Below are 22,451 nucleotides of genomic sequence, written 5' to 3' on the forward strand. Positions count from 1 at the left end.
GTCTAGGCTTCCTTTATTGCATCTTCAATAATTTTTTCCGCAGCACGGAGCGCTTGTTGCAGGTCATCGTTGATGAGTACGATGTCAAAACGGCCCTCATAGGTCATTTCTTCAGCCGCTCTGTCCAGCCGTTTACGGAGATTAGACTCGTCCTCAGTGCCACGGGCAACCAACCGCTGACGCAGCGCCTCAAGTGAAGGGGGCTTGACGAATACAGCGATTGCCTCCTCGGGGTAGGCTTCCTTAATATTGACTGCACCTTTTACATCAATATCGAACACAATATGCTTACCCTTTCCCCATAGCCGCTCCACTTCACTTTTGAGGGTGCCATAGAACAGGCCCTCATATACCTCTTCCCATTCCACAAAGCCCTCGCTTTTCACTAACTCCGTAAACTGCTTCGGAGAAATAAAATAGTAGTCTTTGCCATCCGTTTCATGCGGCCGTTTGGGCCGGGTAGTGGCTGAGGTGGAAAAAGACAAATGATCATAGCGCTCAAGGAGATGCCGGACAATAGTAGTTTTGCCAGCTCCTGAAGGCGCGGCAAATAGAAATAACTTACTCATACGGTGTTGGCCACTTGTTCTTTAACTTTTTCTAACTCGTCCTTCATCTCTACTACCAGCTTTTGGATGCTGGAAGAATAGGCTTTGGCACCCATAGTATTAATCTCCCGGCCCATCTCCTGGCTGATGAAGCTTAATTTCCGGCCCTTGAGGGGCTGCTTTTTGTTGAGTTCCTCAATAAAGTACTTACAGTGCTGTTCGAGGCGGACTTTCTCTTCCGTGATATCAATTTTTTCGAGATAGAACAGTATCTCCTGCTCGAAGCGGTTGTCGTCTACTTTGTCCTTGCCCAGGTGCTCTTCCAAACTTTGCCGCATACGCTGCCTCAGTTTAGTCACGCGCTCTTCCTCCTCCGGGTCCAATTGCTGGAGCAGGCTGGAGATGTTTTCAACGCGTAGTTGCAGATCCTCCTTCATGGCATTGCCCTCGGCGGTGCGGAAAGCGGTGAACTTCTCTATCGCGTCATTCAGCGCAGTTTTCATGGCAGACCACTCCTCTTCGTCTATGCTGTCAGCCGCAGTCGCCACTACAGAGGGCAGCCGTAGAATAGCCTGCAGCATATCGCCATCCGGTATGTTGAGTTCGGAAGAAAGGCGGCTCAGCTCCCGGTGGTATTTGCGGAAGAGCGGTTCGTTGAGGCCGTACTCCTCATCCCCGCTATCAGAAGCTACTTCGATATTGACCTCTATTTTGCCCCGGTGCACCCGGTCGGAGATGAGCTTGCGGAGTTCATGCTCTTTTTCCCGGTAGTTTTGAGGTATTTTGGCCCTGATATCAGTGTATTTACTATTGAGAGACCGGAGCTCTACATTGATGGTTTTATCCTTAAAGGGATGTGACACGCGGCCGTAGCCTGTCATTGATAGCAGCATAGAAATAAGTTTAGGCTTTAAGCCCGGAAGGTAGGCTAATACAGCCGTAATTTTGCAATGTGCAAAGATAAAGAAAGGAATGGAAAAGTCATTTTTTGCTGTAACCAGTTGAGCGCGAACCAAAAAAAGTAAAAATAAACCAAACATTTATTTTCGATTAAAAAAATAAATACCGAGCTTTGCCCTTCGTTTTGAAAAAGCAAGAATTGCTATAACTGACTATAAACCAAGAACTAACGATGAGAAAAGCTGATTTGGTTGCAGCAATTTCAGAGAAAACAGGTGTGCCAAAGGTAGACGTGTTGGTTACCTTGGAGACTTTCTTCAAAGAAGTGAAAGGCAGCCTTTCTGATGGTGAGAACGTGTATATCCGCGGTTTTGGCTCTTTCGTGATTAAAAAGCGCGCCAAAAAAATCGGTCGCCATATCAAGAAGAATATCGCCATAGAAATCCCTGAGCATTATATCCCTTCATTCAAGCCGGCGAAGGTTTTCGTGGAGCAGGTGAAAGAAAATGTGGATGCGCTCCCGGATGAAGATACAAAATAACTTTTGCTGATATGACAAAGCTTCAGTGGGCGGTCATCGCCGGGGCATTAGCCTTGTTTCTGGTACTCTACCTGGGCTGCGACCGAAAACCTGAAGATATCGCAAGTCTGGAAACGTCCAGAGCACTATCGGTTGAAAGTACAGACATTAATTTGGTCATTCAGGAAGCTAAAGCAGTGCTTGAGCCTGCTCAGCGCTCGATGATTTCGGGCCTTGAGCAAGACCTGGAGTCTTCACTTGAAGACAGCATCCGGGTAGGCTTGTACAAGGAGCTCTCCGGGGAATGGTATCAATTGCAGCGTTTCTCCATCGCCGGCCACTATGCGCAGCAGGTGGCTGAGGTGGAAAATAACGAGGGGGCATGGTCCATCGCAGGGACTACCTACTCTATCTGTACGCAGCGTACGACAGAGGAGCGGATAAAGTCTTTTTGTTCGAAACGGGCAATACAGGCTTTTGAAAATGCCATTTCCCTGAATCCGGAAAACCTGGCCAATCGGGTTAACCTGGCGCTGACTTATACCAATAATCCGCCGGAAGATAATCCAATGAAAGGGGTGCTGATGTTGAGAGAACTCAACCAAGAGCAGCCTGACAATGTTTTAGTACTTAATGCCCTTGGCCGGCTATCTATTCGTACCGGGCAGTTTGAGAATGCCGTCAAACGCCTGGAGGCCGCTTTGAAAGCCGACTCGCAGAACGTGACAACCATTTGTTTACTGGCTCAAGCCTATGAAGGCGCCGGAAATGCTGAGCAGGCTAATGCATTTGCTGAGCAGTGCCGGCAACTGAGACAGTAATTATCATTAAATATTTGATTTTTTCATTTTTAAAAGGATTCTGACTATGCCTTGTGGAAAGAAGAGAAAAAGACATAAGATCGCAACGCACAAACGTAAAAAGCGTTTGCGCAAGAATCGTCATAAGAAGAAGAATAAGTAAGTGATTTTCGGTTGCTTCCGGAGTCTGGCCTGTGCCTGACTCCGGAAGCGGTGTATTCAGGCGTGGTATTGTACATCAGCTATGCCGGATGAAGTTGGGGAGCCGTCATTCAAATACGGCCCGTCGCCTCATACCCTTTCAGCTGTAATAACCGCTGATCCACTTCAGGTTAGTGCCTCAGATTATACATGAGGTGCTGGCAGAAGAAAGAAAAAACTTCTTTGACAGGTTACAGGCCCAAAAGTATAGCCCGAATCGAAAGAGCGGCTACCGGAGAGCTTGTATAATAGGATACTTTAGAGCTGCAGAGAACGACACGGCGCAGTAGGCGCGTGTTAGCAATAAGATATTTTGCCTCTAATCAGGCTCCTTTTATGAAGACAAAGCAGCTTCCTTCCTGTTAAAGCAGACCTAACTTTACGATAAATGAGCCCAAAGCTTTTATGCTCTGCCTTTATTAACATCAAAGGCACTTTATAATTGGCTTAGGGTGACACTTCAACGGTTCTTTTCCACTGCTGTTCGTATCTCGCTTGATCGCTGAGACCGAGTTTATCTTTGACTTCTGCCCGTGCCGGGCGGTTGCCGCTACCTTGGTATAAGGCGAGCCCCGAGAGTTCAGGCAGGAGCCCAAAAACATGACCGTGGAAAAAGAACTTATCATCAATTCCACCCCCACGGAGGTTCAAATTGCGTTGCTTGAAAACGGAAAACTGGTAGAAATCCACTATCAGAAAACCAACGACAATTTTACCGTAGGGGACATTTTCGTAGGGCGTATCAAACGCCTCATGCCTGGCCTGAATGCCGCTTTCGTGGATATCGGGCACCCTAAAGACGCCTTCCTGCACTACACTGATTTGGGCCCCAAGCTCAAGTCGCTGCTCAAATTCACGAATGGTGCGATGTCAGGCGGGGTCAATACTCATACACTTGACAACTTCAAGATGGAGCCGGATATCATCAAAACCGGTAAAGTCGATCAGGTGCTTAGTAAGAAGCAGCCTATCCTGGTTCAGGTGCTTAAAGAACCGATCTCCACCAAAGGGCCGCGCCTGAGTTGTGAGCTGACACTGCCGGGGCGCTATATCGTCCTCACCCCATTCTCCAACGTTGTAGCTGTTTCCAAAAAAATAAGCAACGCCGAAGAGCGTAAACGCCTCCACCTCCTGGTAGAGAGTATCCGGCCGAAGAGCTTTGGCGTAATTGTGCGCACAGCGGCCGAAGGCAAGAAAGTGGCAGACCTGCACGAAGAGATCATTCAGATCATGCAAAGCTGGGAGGATATTCACAAACAGCTCCACAAGGCCAAGCCGCCTTTGAAACTCCTCAGCGAACTGGATAAAACCTCGAGTATACTGAGGGACGTACTAACGGACTCCTTCAACCGGATTGTAGTCAACGACAAGCAGATGTACCAAAACATCCGGGGCTACCTCGAGAATATATCTCCGGAGCAAGTCAAGATTGTCAATTTACACCGGACCAATAAGCCTGTTTTTGATGCCCACGGTGTAACCAAGCAGATCAAAGCATCCTTTGGCAAAACGGCTACTATGCCAAGTGGGGCTTACCTCGTCATTGAGCACACCGAAGCTATGCACGTTATTGACGTGAACAGCGGGCACAAAATGGGCAGCTCAAAGCAGGAAGATACCGTCATGCGGGTCAACCTTGAAGCAGCAGAAGAGATTGCACGGCAGTTGCGCCTGCGGGACATCGGTGGTATCATTATTATCGACTTCATCGATATGCGCAAGGCTGAGCAGCGCAAAGAGCTCGTCAAGGCCATGCGGCAGTTTATGAAGAAAGACCGCGCTCAGCATACGATTTTGCCCCTGAGCAAATTCGGGCTGATGCAGATTACCCGTCAGCGGGTGCGGCCGGAGGTCAATATCAGCACTTCCGAAGTCTGCCCAACCTGCAACGGTACCGGAAAGATCAATGCTTCCCTGCTGATTTATGACGAGATCGAGCGCGACCTGAACTTCATCGTTCAGTCCCGGCCAAAGTCGAAAATCAAACTACTGGTACACCCCTTCATTGAGGCTTACCTCAAGAAAGGGCTCCCAAGCGTGCAAATGCGCTGGTACATGAATTACTACAAGTGGGTGCGTATTCAGGCGAATAATGATTTCCACCTGACCAAGTACAAGTTCTACGATGAGAACGAGGATGAAATCCGACTGAACTAAGATCGGGTAAAAGGTGGAGTGGTAAAATGCTTCACCTTTTGTATTTTACCTTTATAACGCCAAAACATAAGACCATGCATAAGTTACTGTCTTCCATATGGATACTATGCCTGTTTACTCTTGCAGCGCCGGCTCAGGAAGTCGTGGTAGAAGTAAATCTTGCCGGTTGCCAGGAACCGCTGGCCCTCCTGAAGTTTGACGGCAGCAAGTTCTATCCGGTCCAATCAGTAGAGAAAACCGGAGAGGATCAGTATCAGGTCCGTTTGCCAAAGCAGGAAACAAGCTTCTTCTACATCGGGACCAGCCGCAGCAATATGATCCCACTCCTGCTTGGTGAGGAGGACACCATACGCTTGTCTGGCAGCTGCCTTAAAATCCGGACTGCCGCAGTTGGTGACTCTCCATTGAATACGAACTATCAGGAGCTGAAGACAGAAATCAATGCCCTCAAGCAGGAAGGCGCAGGGTTGATCCGCCGTTACCAGTCCAAACGGGACAGTGCAGGTAAGGCTGCAGTCGTTGCTGATATGGAAGCCCTGGACGAAAAAAGCTGGCCCTGCTGGCCCGCGCTGAAAAACAACACCCTTTGTTTGGCCCTATTGTTCGACTGAACACCTATCTGAGCTACCACAACCACCCGGAAGGGTACGGTAATGAAATTGAATACTTCGCCAACGAGTTTTTTGGCCTTGTAGACTTTTCCCAGCCGGTATACGGACAGTTGCCCTGGACCTTCGAAAAGTTCCAGGAATATGCCACTACGCTGGCGAGCATTGGTATTAATGCGGAACGGCAGCAGCAGTTTATCGAGGGGGCAATGTCCGGCATAGCGCCTGGCTCACCGGCACACAAGCTGGCGCTCTCCGGGGTCGTGGCAGGACTTAAGCAAAGAAACAGCCAAAGCTTTGCTCACTTCGCACAGGCGTTCATTGACGTTTACAAAGAGAAAGATCCGGATGCGGCAGCGAGCATGTATGCGGAGATCGAACAGGTGAAAAACCTGATGAAAGGTGGCAGTGCGCCGGACTTTTCGCAGAATAGCCCCGAGGGTGAGCCACTGAGCCTTTCGGATTTCAGGGGGAAGGTTGTTCTGCTCGATTTTTGGGCAAGCTGGTGCGGACCCTGCCGATGGGAGAACCCCAACGTGGTGAAAGTATACGAAAAATACAAGGATAAAGGCTTCGAGATACTGGGCATCAGCCTGGACCGGGACCGCGATAAGTGGCTGGCTGCTATTGAAGCTGATGGGCTAACCTGGCCTCACGTAAGTGATCTGAAAGGCTGGCAGAACGAAGTCGCCCAACTATATGGAGTGCGTTCTATCCCCCACACCGTGCTTGTTGACGCCGAGGGCAGCGTCATTGCCAACAAACTTCGTGCAGAAGCCCTGGAAATCAAACTGGCTGAAATCTTTGGGGAATAGCCCTTCCTACCAAATGCTAAAAAATAAACATGAGCAAGATCCTGTATAATGTTACGGTGAAAATAGACCACGACGTACACGAAGACTGGCTGCGGTGGATGCGCCGGGTGCACATCCCGGCGATTATGGAAACCGGCATGTTCATCGAGCACCGGATTTCCCGCCTGCTGGGTACGGATGAGTCCGATGGCTTCACCTATAGCATTCAGTACCTGAGCCCCAATATGACCACCTACCAACTCTATCAGGAAAAGCATGCCTACCTGTTGCAGAAAGACCATCAGGACCGGTACAAGGGGAAGTTCGTTGCTTTCCGTACCCTGATGAAAGTACTGTAGCCCTGCTTTCTTAGCCTTGTTTTTTTATCTTTGTCGGCTATGCTGACCAAACTCGTACTCATTAACTCCTGTGCCTACAAAATGGCAGAGGTCGGATTCGAACACGGCCACTCCCCGCAGCTGGTAGGCCCCAATAACGTAGGCAAGAGCTCCCTGATCTATGCCCTTAACTTCCTGTTCCTGGTCAATAAACGCCTGATGAACTTCAGCGGGCAGCGTACGGCCGATAAGGAGACCCTGGCGCACTACTTCCCAAGCCCGGAGCGGAGCTTCATCCTCTTCGAGGTCAAAAAGCGGGACCGCCGCTATTGCATGCTTGTGCACCGCAATGCTGACAATGAGGTGCTCTACACCCGCATCGATCAGCCTTATCAACGCAGCTATTTCTTCGAAGAACAGGCAGATGGGCAGCATCTCCGTAATTATAAGGAATTAATGCGCACCGCCGTCAAAGCAGGCGCGAAGGTCAAAAAAATCGATCAGGTCCAGGAAATCCTCAAGCACATCTATCAGGTTGGGGACCGTAACGATGCCGTGGTCTGGCTCACCGATAAGTGCAAGATCAGCGGTACGTACAATAGTTTTAATAAAGTCTACCGCTACCTCATCAACTCTAAACTTATCGACAACCGGGCCCTCAAGGACATCCTGCTGATTGCCGATAGCCGCGATCAGGACGAGCTGAGCTACAGCCGGCAGAATATACAGCAGATTGACCGCCTGCGCTACCAAAGCCAGCAGTTGTCTGTACTTAAAAATATTGAGGCAGAGTTCACCCAGTTCAAAAGCCTGGTCAGCGAAGTGAAAGCCCACTACGAGCTGCTTTGCCAGCAGGTGGCTACCTTTTTCGCCAGTGCCAACCTGCGACGGGCCACACTCATGGAACAGCGCCATCGCAAAAAGCAGGAAATTGAGCAAATGGAGGGCGAGCTTCAGGCCAAAAGTGTGGAGAATGACCGCATTAATCAGCAAAAGGGCCGTCTTGATTATGAGCTTCGCCAATTGAAGAGCGAAGCCCAAACGCTGCAGCAACAGCAGCAGCAAGCCCTGGAACTCCCCGCTGAAAGCCTGCTGGAGCAACAATTGCAAAATCAGCAGGAGAAAGTGGAGCAGCTCTGGTTCCGGCTGCAGCAGTATGCTGCCAATGCCGCCCAGCCACCAGAGCAGTTGCAGCGCCGCATTGAGCGCCTAGATCAGCAAATACAGCGCAAAGCGGCACAGCAGGCCGATATCAACGACTGGCTTATAGCCCACCTGGCGAAAGACGATGCGCAGCGCCGCCTCCTCAACAGCATCCTGCATCCGGATATCGCCCGATTGCCAAAAGCACGAATCAAGAAGCCCATCAGCCAGGCCAGCCGCCTCATTGAGCTCTTCGACGGGCAGATTGAGCTGCCTGAGGATTTTCCTATGCAGGAAGTAAGCAACCCCGGGCAACTGGCAGAAGAAGTCGCCGAACTACAGCAGGAACGCGACCGCTACGCCCAGCTGATGGACACGGCTCAGAACAGCGCCGAAATCAAAAAACAACTCGAAGCCGCCAAGGCTGAACGCCAGGAACTGGAGGAGTCCCTGCAGCAGGTGCGCGCGCTGCCTGAAATCAAAAACGAACTAAAAAGCCAGCAGCAGGCTATCCGCAAGCTGGAGAAGCAGCTTAATACGCTCGAACACGAATACCGCACCGTACAAGAGGACTTGCAGCGCCGGCAGCGTGCTATCCGACAGCTGCAGGAAGAGGTGCAGGGCATTGAGCAGTCAACACGGGATATGGAGCGCGATCAGCGGGAAGTGGAGGAAATGAACCTGCCCGTTATGGAGCCTGATGCACAGGAAATGGTGCGCACGCCCGATTCCATCCGGCAGTTGTTCAACCAGATCAAGCAGTTGCGCAAAGAGGTGGCCCAAAAGCGGGAAGCCCGGCAGCGTCTCTTCCAGCAGCTCAAAGACAAAACCCAGTTCGACCTGGCCGATGAGCAGCAGTTTGTCACCCAGCTGGAGCAGGAAATGCTCTCGATCGGGGATAAGCAGCAAAGTATCGAAAGCCTGCTGGAAAGCATTGCTGTGCAGTTTGCTAACCCGGCTCAGCGTTTTCTGGATGCCTATGAGGAATTCAAAGCTTTCGTGCACCATGAGTTCAACCGGACGATGGGCGAGATCCAAATCTCTAATCTGGAATCCCTCAATGTGCTGCTTGAGCCCAACGAGCGCCTGCAGAACGACCTGCGGTCCATCGCTGAGCTGTCCCTCACCACTGATGGGCTGTTCCGTATGCCCGACCATACTGCCAAGCGGCTCGACATCCTGAGGGAGTACCTCGAGAAAGGGCAGGCCATCGCCTTTAGTGATTTGTTCAACCTGCAGCTGCGGCTTTCCATCAATGGTAAAGTCCGCTCGGTCAACCTCGGGCGGCAGGTGGAGTCAGATGGTACGGACCGGATGTTGCGCCTCATCATCGTCATGGCGGTCATCAGCCGGCTGTCGCAGCGTAGCCCGGACAACCGGGTGGTCTTGTTTATCGACGAAATCGCCACCATTGATGGTAAGAACCGGCCCCAGCTCGTGGAGTTCTGCAAAGAGCACCACTTTTATCCCATTTTTGCCGCCCCGGATATTGTGGACGGCTTTGACCAGTATCTGCTTATTCAGCGGCAGCCCAGCGGTCAGTTGGTGGTTGATGAGCAAAAACACGTTATTCAGGTAGCCCAAGCGGTATAGCATGATCTTAAAAGCAGAACCAGATAAGGCCCTCCGCTTCCTCGAAGATAACTTCGAGCTGTTCCGCACGCTCTACCGCCTGCAACTGGAGCACAGCATCATTGGTCGGGATCTGTTTGAAGAAGCCACAGAAGAAAAAGCGGACGTTATCGTCAAGCGGATGCTGGACTACAAACTGGTGGTCAGCCAGCCTAATGGCTTCCGCATCAATGAGCCGGTGCGGGGCTTTCTGGCTTTTCTGCTTAACGAGTTTAAGCCGCTGCTGCCGGAGGAGCTGACCAAGTACCGGCAGGCTTTCCTTGAGCTGTTCAAGCGGATTCAGGCATTCCGGGACGATGACATTCTCATCCTGGCTGAACGCCTCGACGCCTTCTATCAGGAACTGCAGGAGTTTTTGGAAAATGTAGAGAGCAATACGAGCCAGCTGCTGCGCAACAGTCAGTACCTCAAGGCCAACAAAGGCGAAATCCCCTACAGTGAGCGGGTACGCCGCGCCCGCCACCTGATTGAATACTACATCGAGCCGCTCAACCGAATCCTCGACGTCCAGAAAAAGCAGTCCATTACCAATCTGCTCAACCAGGTATCCGCTTACGTTAATGTGGAACGCTTCAACCATCCGCACACCGGTATCCGGCAACGGTTTGAGCGTCTGCATGAGTTGTTGCGTGAAGCTGAAGCCCGCATTCTCCGGCAATCCCATGTGGTGACCCGCGAGTTGCTGCCACTGATTGAACGCCTGCAGACCGAGTCGGAAATCCTCAGTGGCTGGCTTTATTTTCTGGAGCGGCCTTTCCTGCACAAAGTGCCGGTGATGCCCGCGCGCCGGTTGTTCACGCTCACGGGCAGTAATATAGGTGTGGGGCTGGAGCTGTTCCTGCAGCAGTTTGAGCGCCGCCCGGCCGATATTGTCCTTAAGGAAGAAGAAACCGCCCCGGTGAACACCCGTCAGGTCTACTTCAACCGCCGCCATTACCAGCAGGCACTGAAGGCTGCGGCCCCCGTAGGCAACTACTTCGAATGGTGCTATGAGGTGATGCAGGCACACGAAGCTATGCCTACCACCGAACGCTTCCTCAAAATTGGCAGCCTGCTCTTTGAAGAAGCCGATGAGTATGAAGCCGAATTTAGCGAAGGCCGCATCCAATTACAAATCGAGTCCGCTGTCTTTGACCTGCCGGTCATGGAGGTGCGCCGCAAAACACAGGAAGCTACGGCTCAAAAAACAACTGCTCTATGAATAGGGATACCTCTGCAGAACGCCGAATCAATTTCCCCGAGGGCCATCAGGATGTAGTGGAAGCCTTGCTGGTAGACGGGCGTTTCCTCCTTGAAGGCGACCCGGCTTTCATGACGCTAAAGCAGCACGTTGATTTTTACCAGGCTTTTTTTCGGGAGTCCTTCGGGCTGTCCCTGGAATACCACAGTGAGTACGCCTTTTTGCAAAGTGGGCGGGACAGCGACCCGCTTTCGCGCGATGTGTGCATCTTCCTGGGCATATTATGCTATGAGCTCGACCGGGAAGGCTATAACCTGCTGGAGCAGCTTTCTTTTCACACGCTGGAGTTTGAGCAGGTGGAGCAAATGTTTGAAATGTCTTCCTTCCGGGAAGTCCTTGACGCTACTACCAACCTGCAGGACGCCCAGGCCCGCCGCAATTTCTACAACCGCCTGCACCGCCGCCGCATCATTGAGAGGCTGGACGATCAGATTTTCCGGTTTACTCCGGCACATAAGTACTTTTTGGAATTCGCCCGTTCGGTAGCCCGCTACAATCAGCGGCTCGCGGAGGAGGAAGAGTAGGGGTTATTTTTGAGCAAGGTACACCTGAATGCCCTCCGGTGATTTGTCCATGGCCAGATGATACACCTGTACTTCCTGAACCTCATCTTCAAGCAGATTTTTCAGGGACTGCCTTAGCTGCTCGCGGAAGACAGCCTGGTCTCGTTCGGTTTCCAGCCAAAGTGCCGCGATCACGGGTTGGCCGCCTTGCAGATGTGCATCCACCTGTGCCCAGAATGCCCAGTCGGAGTGCCCTCCGGAACGCCTCAGCAAGATGGGGCGGCATAGTCGGAATAACCACTTTCGGCGATAGTAAGTGCCAATAGCCCGGAGTGCCCGCAGGGTATCTGTAAACTTGCCCGCCATATGTCCGGCGAATATTTCCGGAGTTTCCAAAATACGGTCAAAAGGGTTTTCCGTTTGCCAGGCCCGGCGCCGGCGGTAGTTTTTGACTTCCAGCAATAGCAGCGCACTGCCTGATAGGGCAATGAAGTCTACCCCCTTCAGACCGGCACCGCTGAAGCCCTGAAAGAAGCGGTGCGCATCGTACTTGCGTACCGTCCACCGGTTATCGAACCCGAACTGCAGGCCACTTTCTTCAAAAACGGGCATACATTATTTTTTCTTCCCTAAAAGGTACAACCTTTTAGGGAGGCTGATAACAACGTTCTGGCAATTTTGGCGACGCAATCCAAAGTTGCCTTTTAAAAAGTAGTGGTATCGGTGTATCTTTAAGAGTTACAAAACTCATCCTATGCAACTAAGGTCTACACTACTGATCTGCTTCGTTTGGTTATTATTGCTGCCTGCTACCTCAACCCGGGCACAGGAAGTCAGCACGGATCCACCCCCCGCCCCGGTGCGCCTGATGGCCGAGTGGGAAGAATCACAGGCACTGCTGGTAAGCTGGCGCAATCAGCATGCGATCCTGCTCAGGGAGATTGTGCGCCATGGCTCCGCCGAATGCAAAGTCATCATCTTTGCAGATAACCCTTCTGCCGTTTCGAATTACCTCAGTTCCGGGAACGTTTCCCTGGAAAACGTTGAGATACTAAGCCCGGAGTATGATTCCATCTGGATTCGGGACTACGGCCCCTGGACAATTTACCACAATGACGTAGACAGCCTGATGATCGCGGATTACATCTACAACCGGCCCTGGCGCCCGAATGATGATAAAATTCCGGCCTTCATCGCTCAGCACCTCGGGCTACCCATTTACGAAGCCATAGAGCCGCCCTACGATTGGGTGCACAGCGGAGGGAACAACCTCCGTGATGGCATGGGCACCATTTTTTCCTCTGACCTGATCCTGGAGGAAAACCCCTTCAAAACCGAAGCAGAGATCGACCAGATTGCCAACCTCTTTTTCGGTGCAGACCGTTATGTGAAGCTGCCTGCGCTTCCTTACGATGTAATCCACCACCTCGATATGCACATGCGCTTCATTGACGAAGAAACCATCATCATTGGGGAGTATCCGGATGGTGTGTCTGATGGCCCGCAGATTGAAGCCAATATTGAGTACCTGCTCAATGAGGTGCCGACGCCATTCGGTAACCCTTACCGCATTATAAGAATTCCTATGCCTCCGGATGCACAGGGGCGCTACCCGGATCAAAACGGGGACTACCGCACGTACACTAATTCCCTGTTTGTGAATGGCACCGTGCTTGTGCCTACCTACGATGAGCAGTACGATACCACCGCCCTTCGTATTTATGAAGAAGCCCTGCCCGGCTATAATATCGTGGGCATTGACTGTAACGGGATCATCCCCAGCCTTGGTGCGATCCACTGCATCACCAAGCTGGTTGGCGTAAACGATCCGCTGTGGATTGCCCACGCCCGCCTGCGAGACCAGGAAAGTACCGAAGATGCCTATCCGCTTAGCGCGATCATCAAGCACAAGAGTGGCATTGCGGAGGCTACACTGCACTACCGCACAGCTGATGAGGCAGATTATACCACCGTAAATATGGTGCTTTCTGATACTTCAGAATCTGTTTGGACAAGCAGCATTCCCCCCTTCCCGGAAAATACAGTAGTGGAATACTACCTGGCAGCCGAAGCCAACAGCGGAAAATCTCAGGTGCGCCCTATTGTGGCCCCTGAAGGCTACTTCCGGTTTAAAGTCGATGCCCTGCAGCCCGCCTTTGGGCCGGAATCCCGCGAGATTTGCCCGGGCGAGGCGGTCGCATTTGAGAACCTGACGACCGGTGCCTACGACAGTATCCGCTGGTATTTCCCGGGCGGGCAGCCAGCCACTTCAACGGTAGAAATGCCGACAGTCACTTATCAGGAAGGGGGAAGTTATGCCGTGGAGCTAATCGCCTACAAAGGCAGTATTGCTGATACCCTGGCACAAATGAACCACGTGGAAGTGCGGCAACTGCAACAGCCTTACCTGGAGACCTTTGAAGATGCCTTCCCGGCAGCAACCTGGACGGTGGAGAATCCCGAGGGCGACCTGGCAGCCTGGGAACGGGTGGACTTTGATTTCTGCGACCCCGGTGCCATGCGCATCAACAACTTCCTGGTCGATACCCGCAACACAAGTGATTACCTGCGTGCCAATTTCGACCTGAGCAGTTTAAATGACCCCACGCTGCGTTTTGATGTGGCCCATGCTCAAAAAACGACTGGTATTGCCGATGGGCTTCGGGTAAACCTGATCGACTGCGATGGCAATAAGACCACCGTGTACGAAGCCTTTGGCAGCGACCTGGCCACAGCAAGCCCGGAAATCAGCCCGTTTGTGCCTGAAGGTTGTGACGAATGGCGTACGGAAACTGTCTCCCTGGCAGATTTTACAGGACAAGCCGTGACAATAGAATTTGAAAATGTTGGCGACTATGGCAACTTCATTTACCTGGACCTGATCGAAGTGCTTGACCTGGACCCTACCAGTGCTTCGTTTGCAGAAGCCGGTGTACTTAATGCGCGGATATTCCCCAATCCGGTAGTCAATCAGGCGCAATTGTCCGTCCGTAGCCCTAAGGCAGGCGTACTGGCCTGGAGCCTTACTAATCAATTCGGGCAGCAACTGCGCAGCGGTCAAACGGAAATATCGGCAGGAGGACATCAACTACAGCTGCCTGTGGAGGGCTTGTCGGCAGGGACTTACAACCTGCAGCTCAGTCAGGGGCAGTCCCGGACCACGCTGAGAATGACGATCGTTGAATAATTAAAAAAATGTTAAAAAAAGTGGAGGCAATCATGCGATTTGGTCATTTCACTTCGTTAGGAGGGATGAAGCACGCTTGAAAAAAGACGAGTTTCATCATCAAAACCAACTAACTGTAACAACTATGGACCAGAAGAAAGGCATGATTGCCGCCATCGTTATCTTAGCCATCCTGTTTATCGCCGCCGGTATTTGGGGGCTCAACCAAAACAGCCAACGTAAGGAACTGGAGGGCGTCCGGGATAAACTGGAGGGTACGGTTGAAGACCTGGAAGGACTGAGAGAAGACCTGCTTTCAGAAGTGGACAGCCTGCAGGGTGAATATACCATGCTCGCGGAGCAAAACGGAGAATTGCAGGGCGATCTGGCACAAGCCCAGGAAACCATTGCACAAAAGGAAGCGGCCATTCGTAATATCCGTGCGAAAAGTTCCTCCGAAATTAATGCACTACGAGCGGAGATTCAGGAACTCATGTCTCTGAAGGATGAGCTGCAGTCCAATATTCAGGGGTTAGTAGCTGAGAATGACTCCCTGCGTCAGGCTATGGGCGTCATGGAAGGCGAACTCACGGCTTCCAAAGAAGAGATTGAACAGCTGAACAATATCCGGCGAACCATTGAAGAGGAAAATAGCCGGCTGACGCTGGAAAACTTTAAAGCTTCTGCCTTTCAGGTAGAGCTGGAAAAAGGTAATGACAAAGTAACCTCCAAAGCGCGCCGTGTACGGACCATCCGGGTCAGCTTCGACCTGACTGGTGTACCGGACGAGCTGCAGGGACTGCGTACCCTTTATCTGACCATTAACGATGACAAGGGAACGCCAATTGCTGCTGCCAATCCGGTAAAGGCAAAAACTATTGTCAATAACCAGGAAATGGACATCATCGCCGTCAAAGCGAAAGATGTGGATATTGCTGAGAACCAGCGTCTATCTTTCGTATACGACCTGGAAGATAAACTTGACGCTGGGTTTTACCGGGTGTCCATCTTTACGGAAATCGGCATGCTGGGCTCCTCCAGCATACGGCTGCGTTAAACCTGGCCGGAATAAATTCCAATAAAACTATTCGAGCCCCGGGAAAGCTTTTGCGCCTTTTCGGGGCTCGCTGATTTCAGGAACGCGCGAGTATTTTTCAGCGGACAGATCAGGAAGGCTATATTTGTGGGGCTAAATCGTCTGCAAATGAGGAAGATACTTTGGATTGGATTATTTCCCCTGCTACTGCTGTCCTGCGTGGGCAAAAAAAAGCACCTGGCGGCTCTGGCTACTGCTGATGCAATGGCAGACAGCTTAACTTACCGGTTGGACTCCACCACAAATCTCGTCTACCAGTTGAGATTGGATACAGCTGAGCGCCGGGGGGAGAATACCGCTCTACTCGCCAGTCAGCGCAATTTACAAGACCGGATCATTGCCCTTGATGATGAAATTGAGCGGTTGCAAAGAGAGCGCTCAAATGAAGTGCAGGACCTGGATGACCGCCTGCAGGAACGGGACGCGCTCATTGCCGAAAGAGATGCCAAAATTGCGGCTTTCCAGGCTTTGCTGGAAGCCCGCAACGCCGAGCTTGATACCCTTGGTGCTCAGCTGCTTGATACTTTGCAAAGGCGGGATTCTGCTGCCTTTACTCTTGATGTGGAACCCGGGGGCTATTTGTCGTTATCTGTGTTAGCTGATTATCTTTTTTATCCGGGCAGCACCACCCGCCTCGAACCGGCGGCTGACTCGACCCTGCTAATCATCAGCCGGTATCTGGCAGATTATCCCACGCTGCAGCTCACGGTCATCGGCCACAATAATAACGAGCCTCTGCGCCGCAACAGCATCAACAGCAAATGGGAGTTTAGTGCCATGCGGGCTGCCACCCTGGTGAACGAACTGACCCGGAAATACGAGCTCAGCACCAGCCGGGTGACGGTGGCGGGCAAGGGCGATTTTGCACCCCGCGCTTCCAATTCAACGGAGGAGGGCCGGCTGCTCAACGAGCGTATGGAGTTTCGGATAGAGCTTGGGCAGCGCCGTCTGTTGCGCGATTTAAAGCGTGCTTTGGATTAGGCTCAATCCTCAAACTCCGCCTCCAGCCGTTCCATCAGGCGGCCAGTGATGCGCAGAAAATCCATTTCTGTGATGATGCCGATCAGTTCATCGTTCTGCACCACAGGCAGGCAGCCGATTTTTTTGTCGCGCATCGTGCGCATGGCCTGCACGATCGTCTCATTGGGCCCAACGGTGATCGGGCTTTTAATCATGATATCCTTCACACAGATTGCGGCCTTGCCGTTGAGCCGGCTTTGATGCGTGTAGTAGCGCAGCAACAGCCGGGAAGTAATAAGCCCTACGAGTTTGCCCTTGGAGTCCTCCACAGGCATGTAGCGGATTTTGCGCCAATCCATGAGTTCTGCGACCAGTTCGATGAGGTCATCTTTCTGCACTGTAAACAGGTCGGTTTCCATAAATTCATCGACCATCAGGCGGGCGGGTTTATAATCGGGCATATCTTCTGCATTCGGGAGCTCCCAGGTATGAACCGGTTTATTGGCTTTCTGGTTTTTGATGATAGAGGCCGTCAGACCGCAGAGGGCTTCATCGCGTGTTACCTCCTTGGACAGTTTGGTGTAGGCCCGCAGTTGCCAGCGCGAGCCGCTCATATGCATTTTAGCCCGCTCCTCAATAATGCCCATATACCGGTCGATGTCGCCACTATCCACATTGCGTTGCTTCAGGCCTTCCCGTGCCAGTGGGATGAGTTCCTGCTGCAGGAGGTCAGTAGCCGTTACTTTCTGGTCGCCAAACCAGGTGAACTTGGTATCGATACCAAATTTGGCGGATTTGATGAAATTGTCCTGCGCATCTTCCCACCCAATTTTAGCCCGGATATCAGGATAGGCAGTGTGCATGCCTACCATAGCTCCCAGCCAGAAAGCAGCGTTGGCCACTTCATCAACAACGGTTGGACCGGCAGGGATGACCCGGTTCTCAATACGGAGATGGGGCTGGCCATTCGGGCTCACACCATAGCAGGGGCGGTTCCACCGGTACACCGTGGAGTTGTGAACCTGCAGGGCACGTAGCTTGGGTACCTTCCCTTCTGAAAGCAGCTTTATAGAATCTTCTTCCACATCAGCACTCAGCAGTACACGGAAGCGCGCGATGTCCTCCTTATAAATCTCCATAATGGATTCGTTGAGCCAGTTGGTGCCGAAACTGACTCTGGGACTGCGCTGCCGCATATGTTCATTTGTGGTACGTACATCCAGGGCCTGTTGGAACAACGCAATACGGCTTTCATGCCATAAGCGCTTGCCAAAGACAATAGGTGAATTGGCGGACACTGCAATAACGGGAGCAGCCAGGACCTGCGAGATGTTGTACAACGGTGCAAAGTTGTTGGGGCTTACCTGCAGGTGGACCTGGAAGCTGGTGTTGCAAGCCTCCAGCAGTGGAGAATTATGCCGCAGCAGCAGTTCGTCAATCCCCGAAAGCCGAAGCTCATAGGCATTGCCCTGCAGCTGGGAATTGATGGCCTCCATGAGTGCATAGTAGCGCTTCTTAGGCGTCAGGTTGTGCATCTCCAGGTCATACTTTCGGAGTGTAGGCAAAATACCCGTAAGAATGAGCCGTGCCTTGAGGTCCTTGAGCTTGTCACTGATTTTATCCAGCTTACCTGCGTTCTCTTTTTCCAGCTCGCTCAGGCAGTGCCCGGTGAACTCCCGCGGGTCGAGATTGGTCTCCAGGTTAAACTTTGCCAGCTCGGTCTCCACCCAGTCATATTCTTTCATGTGGTCGAGCGCCTCCATGGCAATTGTAGCCGGCTTGTAGGTTTTTCGGTGCACCAGGCACATCTCCTGTTCCGCCCCGATACGGACGATGTCCTTTTCAAACCAGTCGTTGTCCAACATGTATTCCAATGCCTGTACATCCCGCAGCAGCTTCTTAACAAACTGTTGCATAGATACTTCATCCTGTACCAGAGAGACTCTTTGTTCGCCCATAAGTGTGTCGTTTTGTTCAACTGCTTAAATATAGTTGATAATTGGAAAGGCAAGCATAAATTTAGTTTTTAATTTTGCTTGCCCGGGCGGCGTGAAAAAAGAGCAATCTTTAAGATGTCCCACGCACACAATCTTTCCGGGCATTCGGTTGTTATGAACATTATGAAGCAATTGGTTTACATCTTCCTCACAGTGCTCATCTTCGCTGCCTGCCGCCGTGATAACCGGCAGCCGTTGTTTGATCTGGCTTACCCGAATTTCCGCTTCACCATTCAAGCCGGTGAAAGCCCTGTGCTTCCGGGGGCTTACGCTATCCGCGGGGTGGCTACCAATATTAACTTCTTCCTCAACCAGAACAATACGGATACCTCGGCGATTTCTGAGGTGAGTGCCTACTCGGCAACCCTTCGGTGCCTGGATGGGTTTGATTATGTCTTTATGGAGGGGGTCTCGGTACGCATATGTGAAGATGGGACAGAAAACTGTACCCCTGCCGATGAAGTCTTCTACATCGATCAGCTGCAGCGCTACCCTGAAGATGACCGCATTGACCTGCTGCCCGGGCTGCGGAATGCCAAGCGGGATTTGTTCCGGGAGAGTGTCCGGCTGGAAATAGTCGTCTTCTTTGCTTATTCCCCACCCGCTAACTATGCTTCACAACTGGATATGGTCTTCAGGGCTTACCGGTAGCTAGGGGTTAGAAGTAAAAAGCCACACCGCCCCTCAGCCCGAAGCGCCTTGCCTGAGGGTTGTCCATATAGTTCAGCCGCCATACGGCTTCAATTTGGAAGACCTTCAGGATATTCTCAATGCCTACACTGGCCTCCATGTAGGGATGTTGGCTCGGTGCCCGGAAGCCCGGATAGGTGTTGACATCGGTAGGCTCGAAGAGGTTGAGCCGGTTTACATCTCGGTTGGCATTGGAGAGGCGGCCCATCACCGCTTTGAAGGTCGCGTAGGAACGGAACTTAAGCTTACGCAAAAGCGGGATGTGGTTCAGGAAGAACCCATCGAAGTGGTGTTCCAGCATCAGGCTGGCGTAGGTGTCGCTGGCAAACTCATACCGCGTCATCATGTTGAAAATACTCCGACCTACCAGATAGCCTTCGTTGCCGGGGTGAACCTCCATCAACAGGAAGGGGACATTGCCAAAAACTTTGCCTGCCCGGATGCGGTAGGACATCCAGCCTATTGGGTTCATATAAAAGTAGTGCCGGTAACTCAGGTTGAGCTTATGGTAGGTGTACTGCCCGCCAAGCAGGTCATCGACGCCCAGCGTATACTGGAATTCAATGATGGGGTGTTTGGACCCAAAGCTGTTGCGGCTGAAATCGCCGTCTACAATCATCTCGTCCTTTACGTACCGGGTTTTGAAAACGATCTCTGTAGTGCGGATGGTCGTATCAATATCGGTCAATCGGCCCGGGTCCGATAAATAAGCAAAGTTGAAGCCGCGCCCGTCGGGAAAAATACCGCCGTAGGGGTCCATCTCCCGGTGCAGGAAGGTGACGCGGTTGGACAAGCCATTCTTCCAAAAGCGCTCGTAGTAGACCTTGCCCTCTCTGACACGCATTAGCTTCATGAGCAGGTCCCGTCGGAAAAGCCCGGAAAACAAATCGCCCTGCACAAATTCCTCACTGTTCTCGCTGTTGAGGCTGATGTCGTTTACGTAAGCTATACCAGCCGTAGTTCTGGGCTTTCGGCTCATAATCCAGTCTACATTGCCCCCGTATTTGAATTGTTGGTCCTGAAGCCCGTAGGCAAGGAAGCCACCAAGCCGTAGGTTTTCACTGAATAGCCGTGTAGTCCGCCCGCCAATACTAAAGCGGTCGCCTTCCACCGGATTGAAGCTGTAGAGGGAGGAATAGGGACCGATTTCCACTTTGCCAACTTGCAGGTAGCCGACGAAGACAGTCTCCAGGACTTCCACATAGGTCTTGAACAAAGGCATGTTCTGAATACTGTCTACCATGGTGTAGACCTGCTGTTCCGTTTTGGAAAGGGGCTCGTGACGGGCAGCCTGCCAGAAGGAGTCGTTTTCCACCTTGACTTCATCGAGCAGGTAAAATTCTTCCAGCTCAATATAATCCTGTTTGGTGCCAAGCTGATTGAGGCGTACGTTTCTGAAGGTCTCGGTCCGCCGGGCGATCATCCCGGGCGCATTTTCGGCGGGGGAAAAGTCGACCACCATCTTTTTCTTGACCGGCACCCAGTTGGGTACCTCTCCCCTCGGTTCATATTCTTCATGTATAATGATACGGCTGACCAGGTTAATGTTGGCATCGGGCGTCATCCGCATATTGGCACGTTGTACCGCAAAGGTAGAATCTGCCACCCAAAAGTCGCCATAAAAAGTTGGCTCCTGCTTGCGCTTGGGCTTAAACTTCAGCTGATGGCTCCAGTGCCCGTTGACCATGGCGCTGTCGATGATGTAGTACTCGTAGTAGTTGAGCCCGGATTTGGAAAAAGGGCTGGCGAAGGGCTTGTCCAGCACGTAAATCCAGTCATCGTAAATACTGTACTCCAGGTGGATGCGCTTGATGTACTCGATAACGGTCTGATTGTTCGTGCCGGTAGCACGCTGTGCTTTGATGATACGCTTAGGCTGGCCCGCATCCTTCACATACAGCACATCGGAGAGGACCTCATTGATGTAAATCGGCAGGAAGGGCTTCTCATCTGAAGTGCTGTCGATGTTCTCGAAGATGAAGTCGAAGGGCTTGAGGAGCTTCTTGTTGCGCAGCTCTGCGTCTATGTTTTCCAGGTCCAGCTCAATTTTAGCGTAGCTTTCGTAGGCGTAGGACTCCCGGGCGCTCATGCGGGTTTGCGGTTTGTTGTCAATAATGCCCTTCACAATGGCATTGGCCGGATTTTCCCCGGCAATGACCACCACCTCGTTGAGGGTCAGGCTGGAGCCGCCAAGGTAGAAGTTGATCTCCTGCTCTGCGAGGTCCGGCAGCACGGGCTTACGTACCACATTATAACCGATGGCGCTCGCGCTCAGGCTGTCTCCGGGCTCCTTGACCGTAATTTCATAGTAACCATCCACATCAGTAGAGGTGCCTTTGGTAGTGCCTTCGAAGAATACGTTGCTAAAAGGTACGCCCTCCTTGGTATCCTGATCGATCACCCGGCCACGCAGCGTCACCTGCCCCAGGAGTGGAGCGGCTGTAAGCAGTAGCAGTAGGATAAATATTGGACTTTTCATCATCTCTTGGACGTAAGCTATATCTTTGTGGCCACTAATTCAACTCTTCGCGATAATGTTATTGCCCTTTTTCGACAAAAATCAGATTGAAGCAGGCTGCGATGAAGCCGGGCGCGGCTGTCTTGCCGGGCCGGTCTTTGCAGCTGCTGTGATTTTACCAACAGATTTTGAGCACCCGTTGCTCAATGATTCCAAACAATTGTCAGAAAAACAGCGGTACGAAGCGCGTAAAATCGTCGAAGCCGAAGCCATTGCATGGGCTGTAGCGCAGGTGGCCCCAAAAGAAATCGATGAGATCAATATTCTCAACGCCTCCTTCCTTGCCATGCACCGGGCCATCGCTCAACTCGACCCCATACCGGAATGTCTGCTCATCGACGGCAACCGGTTCAAGGCTTATCAGGACTTGCCCCACCACTGCATCATCAAGGGAGATGGGAAGTATCTGTCGATCGCTGCCGCCTCCGTACTGGCCAAAACCTACCGCGACGACTATATGATGCAGATTCACGAAATGCACCCCCACTACGACTGGCATAAAAACAAGGGCTACCCCACCAAAGCACATCGGGCGGCTATACAGGCGCACGGGGCTACGCCACACCACCGGCAGTCGTTCCGCCTGCTGCCTAATGCGGAGCAGGGGCGGCTTTGGGCGTAGGGTTTTGTTTGATTTCAG

The 22,451-nt window shown here is 51.9% G+C and carries 19 protein-coding genes; 14 read left to right on the forward strand and 5 right to left on the reverse strand.

The features are described from left to right. Positions 1-2 precede the first annotated feature (2 nt). A complete protein-coding gene (gmk, locus tag ACO08I_RS18700) occupies positions 3-569 on the reverse strand; it encodes a guanylate kinase (RefSeq protein WP_044219543.1) in 567 nt (188 codons plus the stop codon). Beyond that, a complete protein-coding gene (locus ACO08I_RS18705; RefSeq protein WP_421946744.1) occupies positions 566-1,441 on the reverse strand; it encodes a YicC/YloC family endoribonuclease in 876 nt (291 codons plus the stop codon). The genes gmk and ACO08I_RS18705 overlap by 4 nt, the downstream gene beginning before the upstream one ends. Positions 1,442-1,680: 239 nt before the next feature. Between ACO08I_RS18705 and ACO08I_RS18710 the strand changes: the two genes are divergently transcribed. From ACO08I_RS18710 to ACO08I_RS18750, 9 genes are all read left to right on the forward strand, one after another. Further along, positions 1,681-1,989 (forward strand): HU family DNA-binding protein, encoded by a 309-nt coding sequence (locus ACO08I_RS18710; protein WP_044145658.1) that lies wholly within the window; start codon positions 1,681-1,683, stop codon positions 1,987-1,989. Positions 1,990-2,000: 11 nt separating this feature from the next. Next, positions 2,001-2,789 (forward strand): tetratricopeptide repeat protein, encoded by a 789-nt coding sequence (locus ACO08I_RS18715; protein WP_044219545.1) that lies wholly within the window; start codon positions 2,001-2,003, stop codon positions 2,787-2,789. Positions 2,790-3,575: 786 nt separating this feature from the next. Then, positions 3,576-5,126 (forward strand): Rne/Rng family ribonuclease, encoded by a 1,551-nt coding sequence (locus ACO08I_RS18720; protein WP_044219771.1) that lies wholly within the window; start codon positions 3,576-3,578, stop codon positions 5,124-5,126. 74 nt (positions 5,127-5,200) lie between these two features. Further along, positions 5,201-5,737 carry a hypothetical protein gene (locus ACO08I_RS18725; protein WP_421946745.1) on the forward strand — a complete coding sequence of 179 codons (537 nt, stop codon included), beginning with the start codon at positions 5,201-5,203 and terminating at the stop codon, positions 5,735-5,737. Next, complete coding sequence (locus tag ACO08I_RS18730; RefSeq protein WP_421946746.1) at positions 5,713-6,549, forward strand: peroxiredoxin family protein; 837 nt, start codon at positions 5,713-5,715, stop codon at positions 6,547-6,549. Before ACO08I_RS18725 ends, ACO08I_RS18730 begins: the two co-directional genes overlap by 25 nt. 29 nt (positions 6,550-6,578) lie before the next feature. Continuing rightward, positions 6,579-6,887, forward strand: coding sequence for a DUF4286 family protein (locus tag ACO08I_RS18735; protein ID WP_044219547.1), 309 nt, complete (start codon positions 6,579-6,581; stop codon positions 6,885-6,887). A 39-nt stretch (positions 6,888-6,926) separates the two neighbouring features. Continuing rightward, a complete protein-coding gene (locus tag ACO08I_RS18740; RefSeq protein WP_421946747.1) occupies positions 6,927-9,602 on the forward strand; it encodes an ATP-binding protein in 2,676 nt (891 codons plus the stop codon). 1 nt (position 9,603) lies between these two features. Continuing rightward, positions 9,604-10,842, forward strand: a complete 1,239-nt coding sequence (locus ACO08I_RS18745) for a hypothetical protein (RefSeq protein ID WP_421946748.1) — start codon at positions 9,604-9,606, stop codon at positions 10,840-10,842. Next, entirely contained in the window at positions 10,839-11,405 is a 567-nt protein-coding gene (locus ACO08I_RS18750; protein WP_421946749.1) for a condensin complex protein MksE, read from the forward strand. Before ACO08I_RS18745 ends, ACO08I_RS18750 begins: the two co-directional genes overlap by 4 nt. A 3-nt stretch (positions 11,406-11,408) precedes the next feature. On the opposite strand, the gene ACO08I_RS18755 is transcribed toward ACO08I_RS18750, so the two are convergent. Further along, positions 11,409-11,996 carry a hypothetical protein gene (locus tag ACO08I_RS18755; RefSeq protein WP_282777046.1) on the reverse strand — a complete coding sequence of 196 codons (588 nt, stop codon included), beginning with the start codon at positions 11,994-11,996 and terminating at the stop codon, positions 11,409-11,411. A gap of 142 nt (positions 11,997-12,138) precedes the next feature. Here ACO08I_RS18755 and ACO08I_RS18760 point away from each other — a divergent pair, with 142 nt between their 5' ends. The 3 genes from ACO08I_RS18760 to ACO08I_RS18770 all read left to right on the forward strand — a co-directional run bounded on the left by ACO08I_RS18760 (position 12,139) and on the right by ACO08I_RS18770 (position 16,627). After that, positions 12,139-14,571, forward strand: coding sequence for an agmatine deiminase family protein (locus ACO08I_RS18760; protein ID WP_421946750.1), 2,433 nt, complete (start codon positions 12,139-12,141; stop codon positions 14,569-14,571). A 124-nt stretch (positions 14,572-14,695) separates the two neighbouring features. Then, positions 14,696-15,607, forward strand: a complete 912-nt coding sequence (locus ACO08I_RS18765) for a hypothetical protein (protein WP_282777050.1) — start codon at positions 14,696-14,698, stop codon at positions 15,605-15,607. A 147-nt stretch (positions 15,608-15,754) separates the two neighbouring features. Next, entirely contained in the window at positions 15,755-16,627 is an 873-nt protein-coding gene (locus ACO08I_RS18770; RefSeq protein WP_421946751.1) for an OmpA family protein, read from the forward strand. Positions 16,628-16,629: 2 nt separating this feature from the next. Here ACO08I_RS18770 and ACO08I_RS18775 read toward each other — a convergent pair whose 3' ends face one another. Further along, entirely contained in the window at positions 16,630-18,564 is a 1,935-nt protein-coding gene (locus ACO08I_RS18775; protein WP_421946752.1) for a CBS domain-containing protein, read from the reverse strand. A 114-nt stretch (positions 18,565-18,678) separates the two neighbouring features. On the opposite strand from ACO08I_RS18775, the gene ACO08I_RS18780 reads away from it, so the two are divergent. Then, on the forward strand, positions 18,679-19,254 hold the full coding sequence (locus ACO08I_RS18780) for a hypothetical protein (protein ID WP_044219571.1): 576 nt from the start codon (positions 18,679-18,681) through the stop codon (positions 19,252-19,254). Between the two features lie 7 nt (positions 19,255-19,261). Here ACO08I_RS18780 and ACO08I_RS18785 read toward each other — a convergent pair whose 3' ends face one another. Further along, positions 19,262-21,775 (reverse strand): DUF5686 family protein, encoded by a 2,514-nt coding sequence (locus ACO08I_RS18785; RefSeq protein ID WP_421946753.1) that lies wholly within the window; start codon positions 21,773-21,775, stop codon positions 19,262-19,264. Positions 21,776-21,827: 52 nt separating this feature from the next. On the opposite strand from ACO08I_RS18785, the gene ACO08I_RS18790 reads away from it, so the two are divergent. Further along, positions 21,828-22,433 (forward strand): ribonuclease HII, encoded by a 606-nt coding sequence (locus ACO08I_RS18790; RefSeq protein ID WP_282777059.1) that lies wholly within the window; start codon positions 21,828-21,830, stop codon positions 22,431-22,433. Positions 22,434-22,451 lie beyond the last annotated feature (18 nt).

The sequence above is a fragment of the Phaeodactylibacter xiamenensis genome, from assembly GCF_965229835.1.
Classification (GTDB): domain Bacteria; phylum Bacteroidota; class Bacteroidia; order Chitinophagales; family Saprospiraceae; genus Phaeodactylibacter; species Phaeodactylibacter xiamenensis.

Bases quoted from the DNA above. Each gene is read 5' to 3' on its own strand.
- ACO08I_RS18745 (WP_421946748.1), top strand. From the start codon at position 9,604: ATGATCTTAAAAGCAGAACCAGATAAGGCCCTCCGCTTCCTCGAAGAT.
- gmk (WP_044219543.1), bottom strand. From the start codon at position 569: ATGAGTAAGTTATTTCTATTTGCCGCGCCTTCAGGAGCTGGCAAAACT.
- ACO08I_RS18750 (WP_421946749.1), top strand. From the start codon at position 10,839: ATGAATAGGGATACCTCTGCAGAACGCCGAATCAATTTCCCCGAGGGC.
- ACO08I_RS18780 (WP_044219571.1), top strand. From the start codon at position 18,679: ATGTCCCACGCACACAATCTTTCCGGGCATTCGGTTGTTATGAACATT.
- ACO08I_RS18790 (WP_282777059.1), top strand. From the start codon at position 21,828: ATGTTATTGCCCTTTTTCGACAAAAATCAGATTGAAGCAGGCTGCGAT.
- ACO08I_RS18765 (WP_282777050.1), top strand. From the start codon at position 14,696: ATGGACCAGAAGAAAGGCATGATTGCCGCCATCGTTATCTTAGCCATC.
- ACO08I_RS18710 (WP_044145658.1), top strand. From the start codon at position 1,681: ATGAGAAAAGCTGATTTGGTTGCAGCAATTTCAGAGAAAACAGGTGTG.
- ACO08I_RS18760 (WP_421946750.1), top strand. From the start codon at position 12,139: ATGCAACTAAGGTCTACACTACTGATCTGCTTCGTTTGGTTATTATTG.
- ACO08I_RS18705 (WP_421946744.1), bottom strand. From the start codon at position 1,441: ATGCTGCTATCAATGACAGGCTACGGCCGCGTGTCACATCCCTTTAAG.
- ACO08I_RS18755 (WP_282777046.1), bottom strand. From the start codon at position 11,996: ATGCCCGTTTTTGAAGAAAGTGGCCTGCAGTTCGGGTTCGATAACCGG.
- ACO08I_RS18775 (WP_421946752.1), bottom strand. From the start codon at position 18,564: ATGGGCGAACAAAGAGTCTCTCTGGTACAGGATGAAGTATCTATGCAA.
- ACO08I_RS18715 (WP_044219545.1), top strand. From the start codon at position 2,001: ATGACAAAGCTTCAGTGGGCGGTCATCGCCGGGGCATTAGCCTTGTTT.
- ACO08I_RS18735 (WP_044219547.1), top strand. From the start codon at position 6,579: ATGAGCAAGATCCTGTATAATGTTACGGTGAAAATAGACCACGACGTA.
- ACO08I_RS18740 (WP_421946747.1), top strand. From the start codon at position 6,927: ATGCTGACCAAACTCGTACTCATTAACTCCTGTGCCTACAAAATGGCA.
- ACO08I_RS18785 (WP_421946753.1), bottom strand. From the start codon at position 21,775: ATGATGAAAAGTCCAATATTTATCCTACTGCTACTGCTTACAGCCGCT.
- ACO08I_RS18770 (WP_421946751.1), top strand. From the start codon at position 15,755: ATGAGGAAGATACTTTGGATTGGATTATTTCCCCTGCTACTGCTGTCC.
- ACO08I_RS18725 (WP_421946745.1), top strand. From the start codon at position 5,201: ATGCATAAGTTACTGTCTTCCATATGGATACTATGCCTGTTTACTCTT.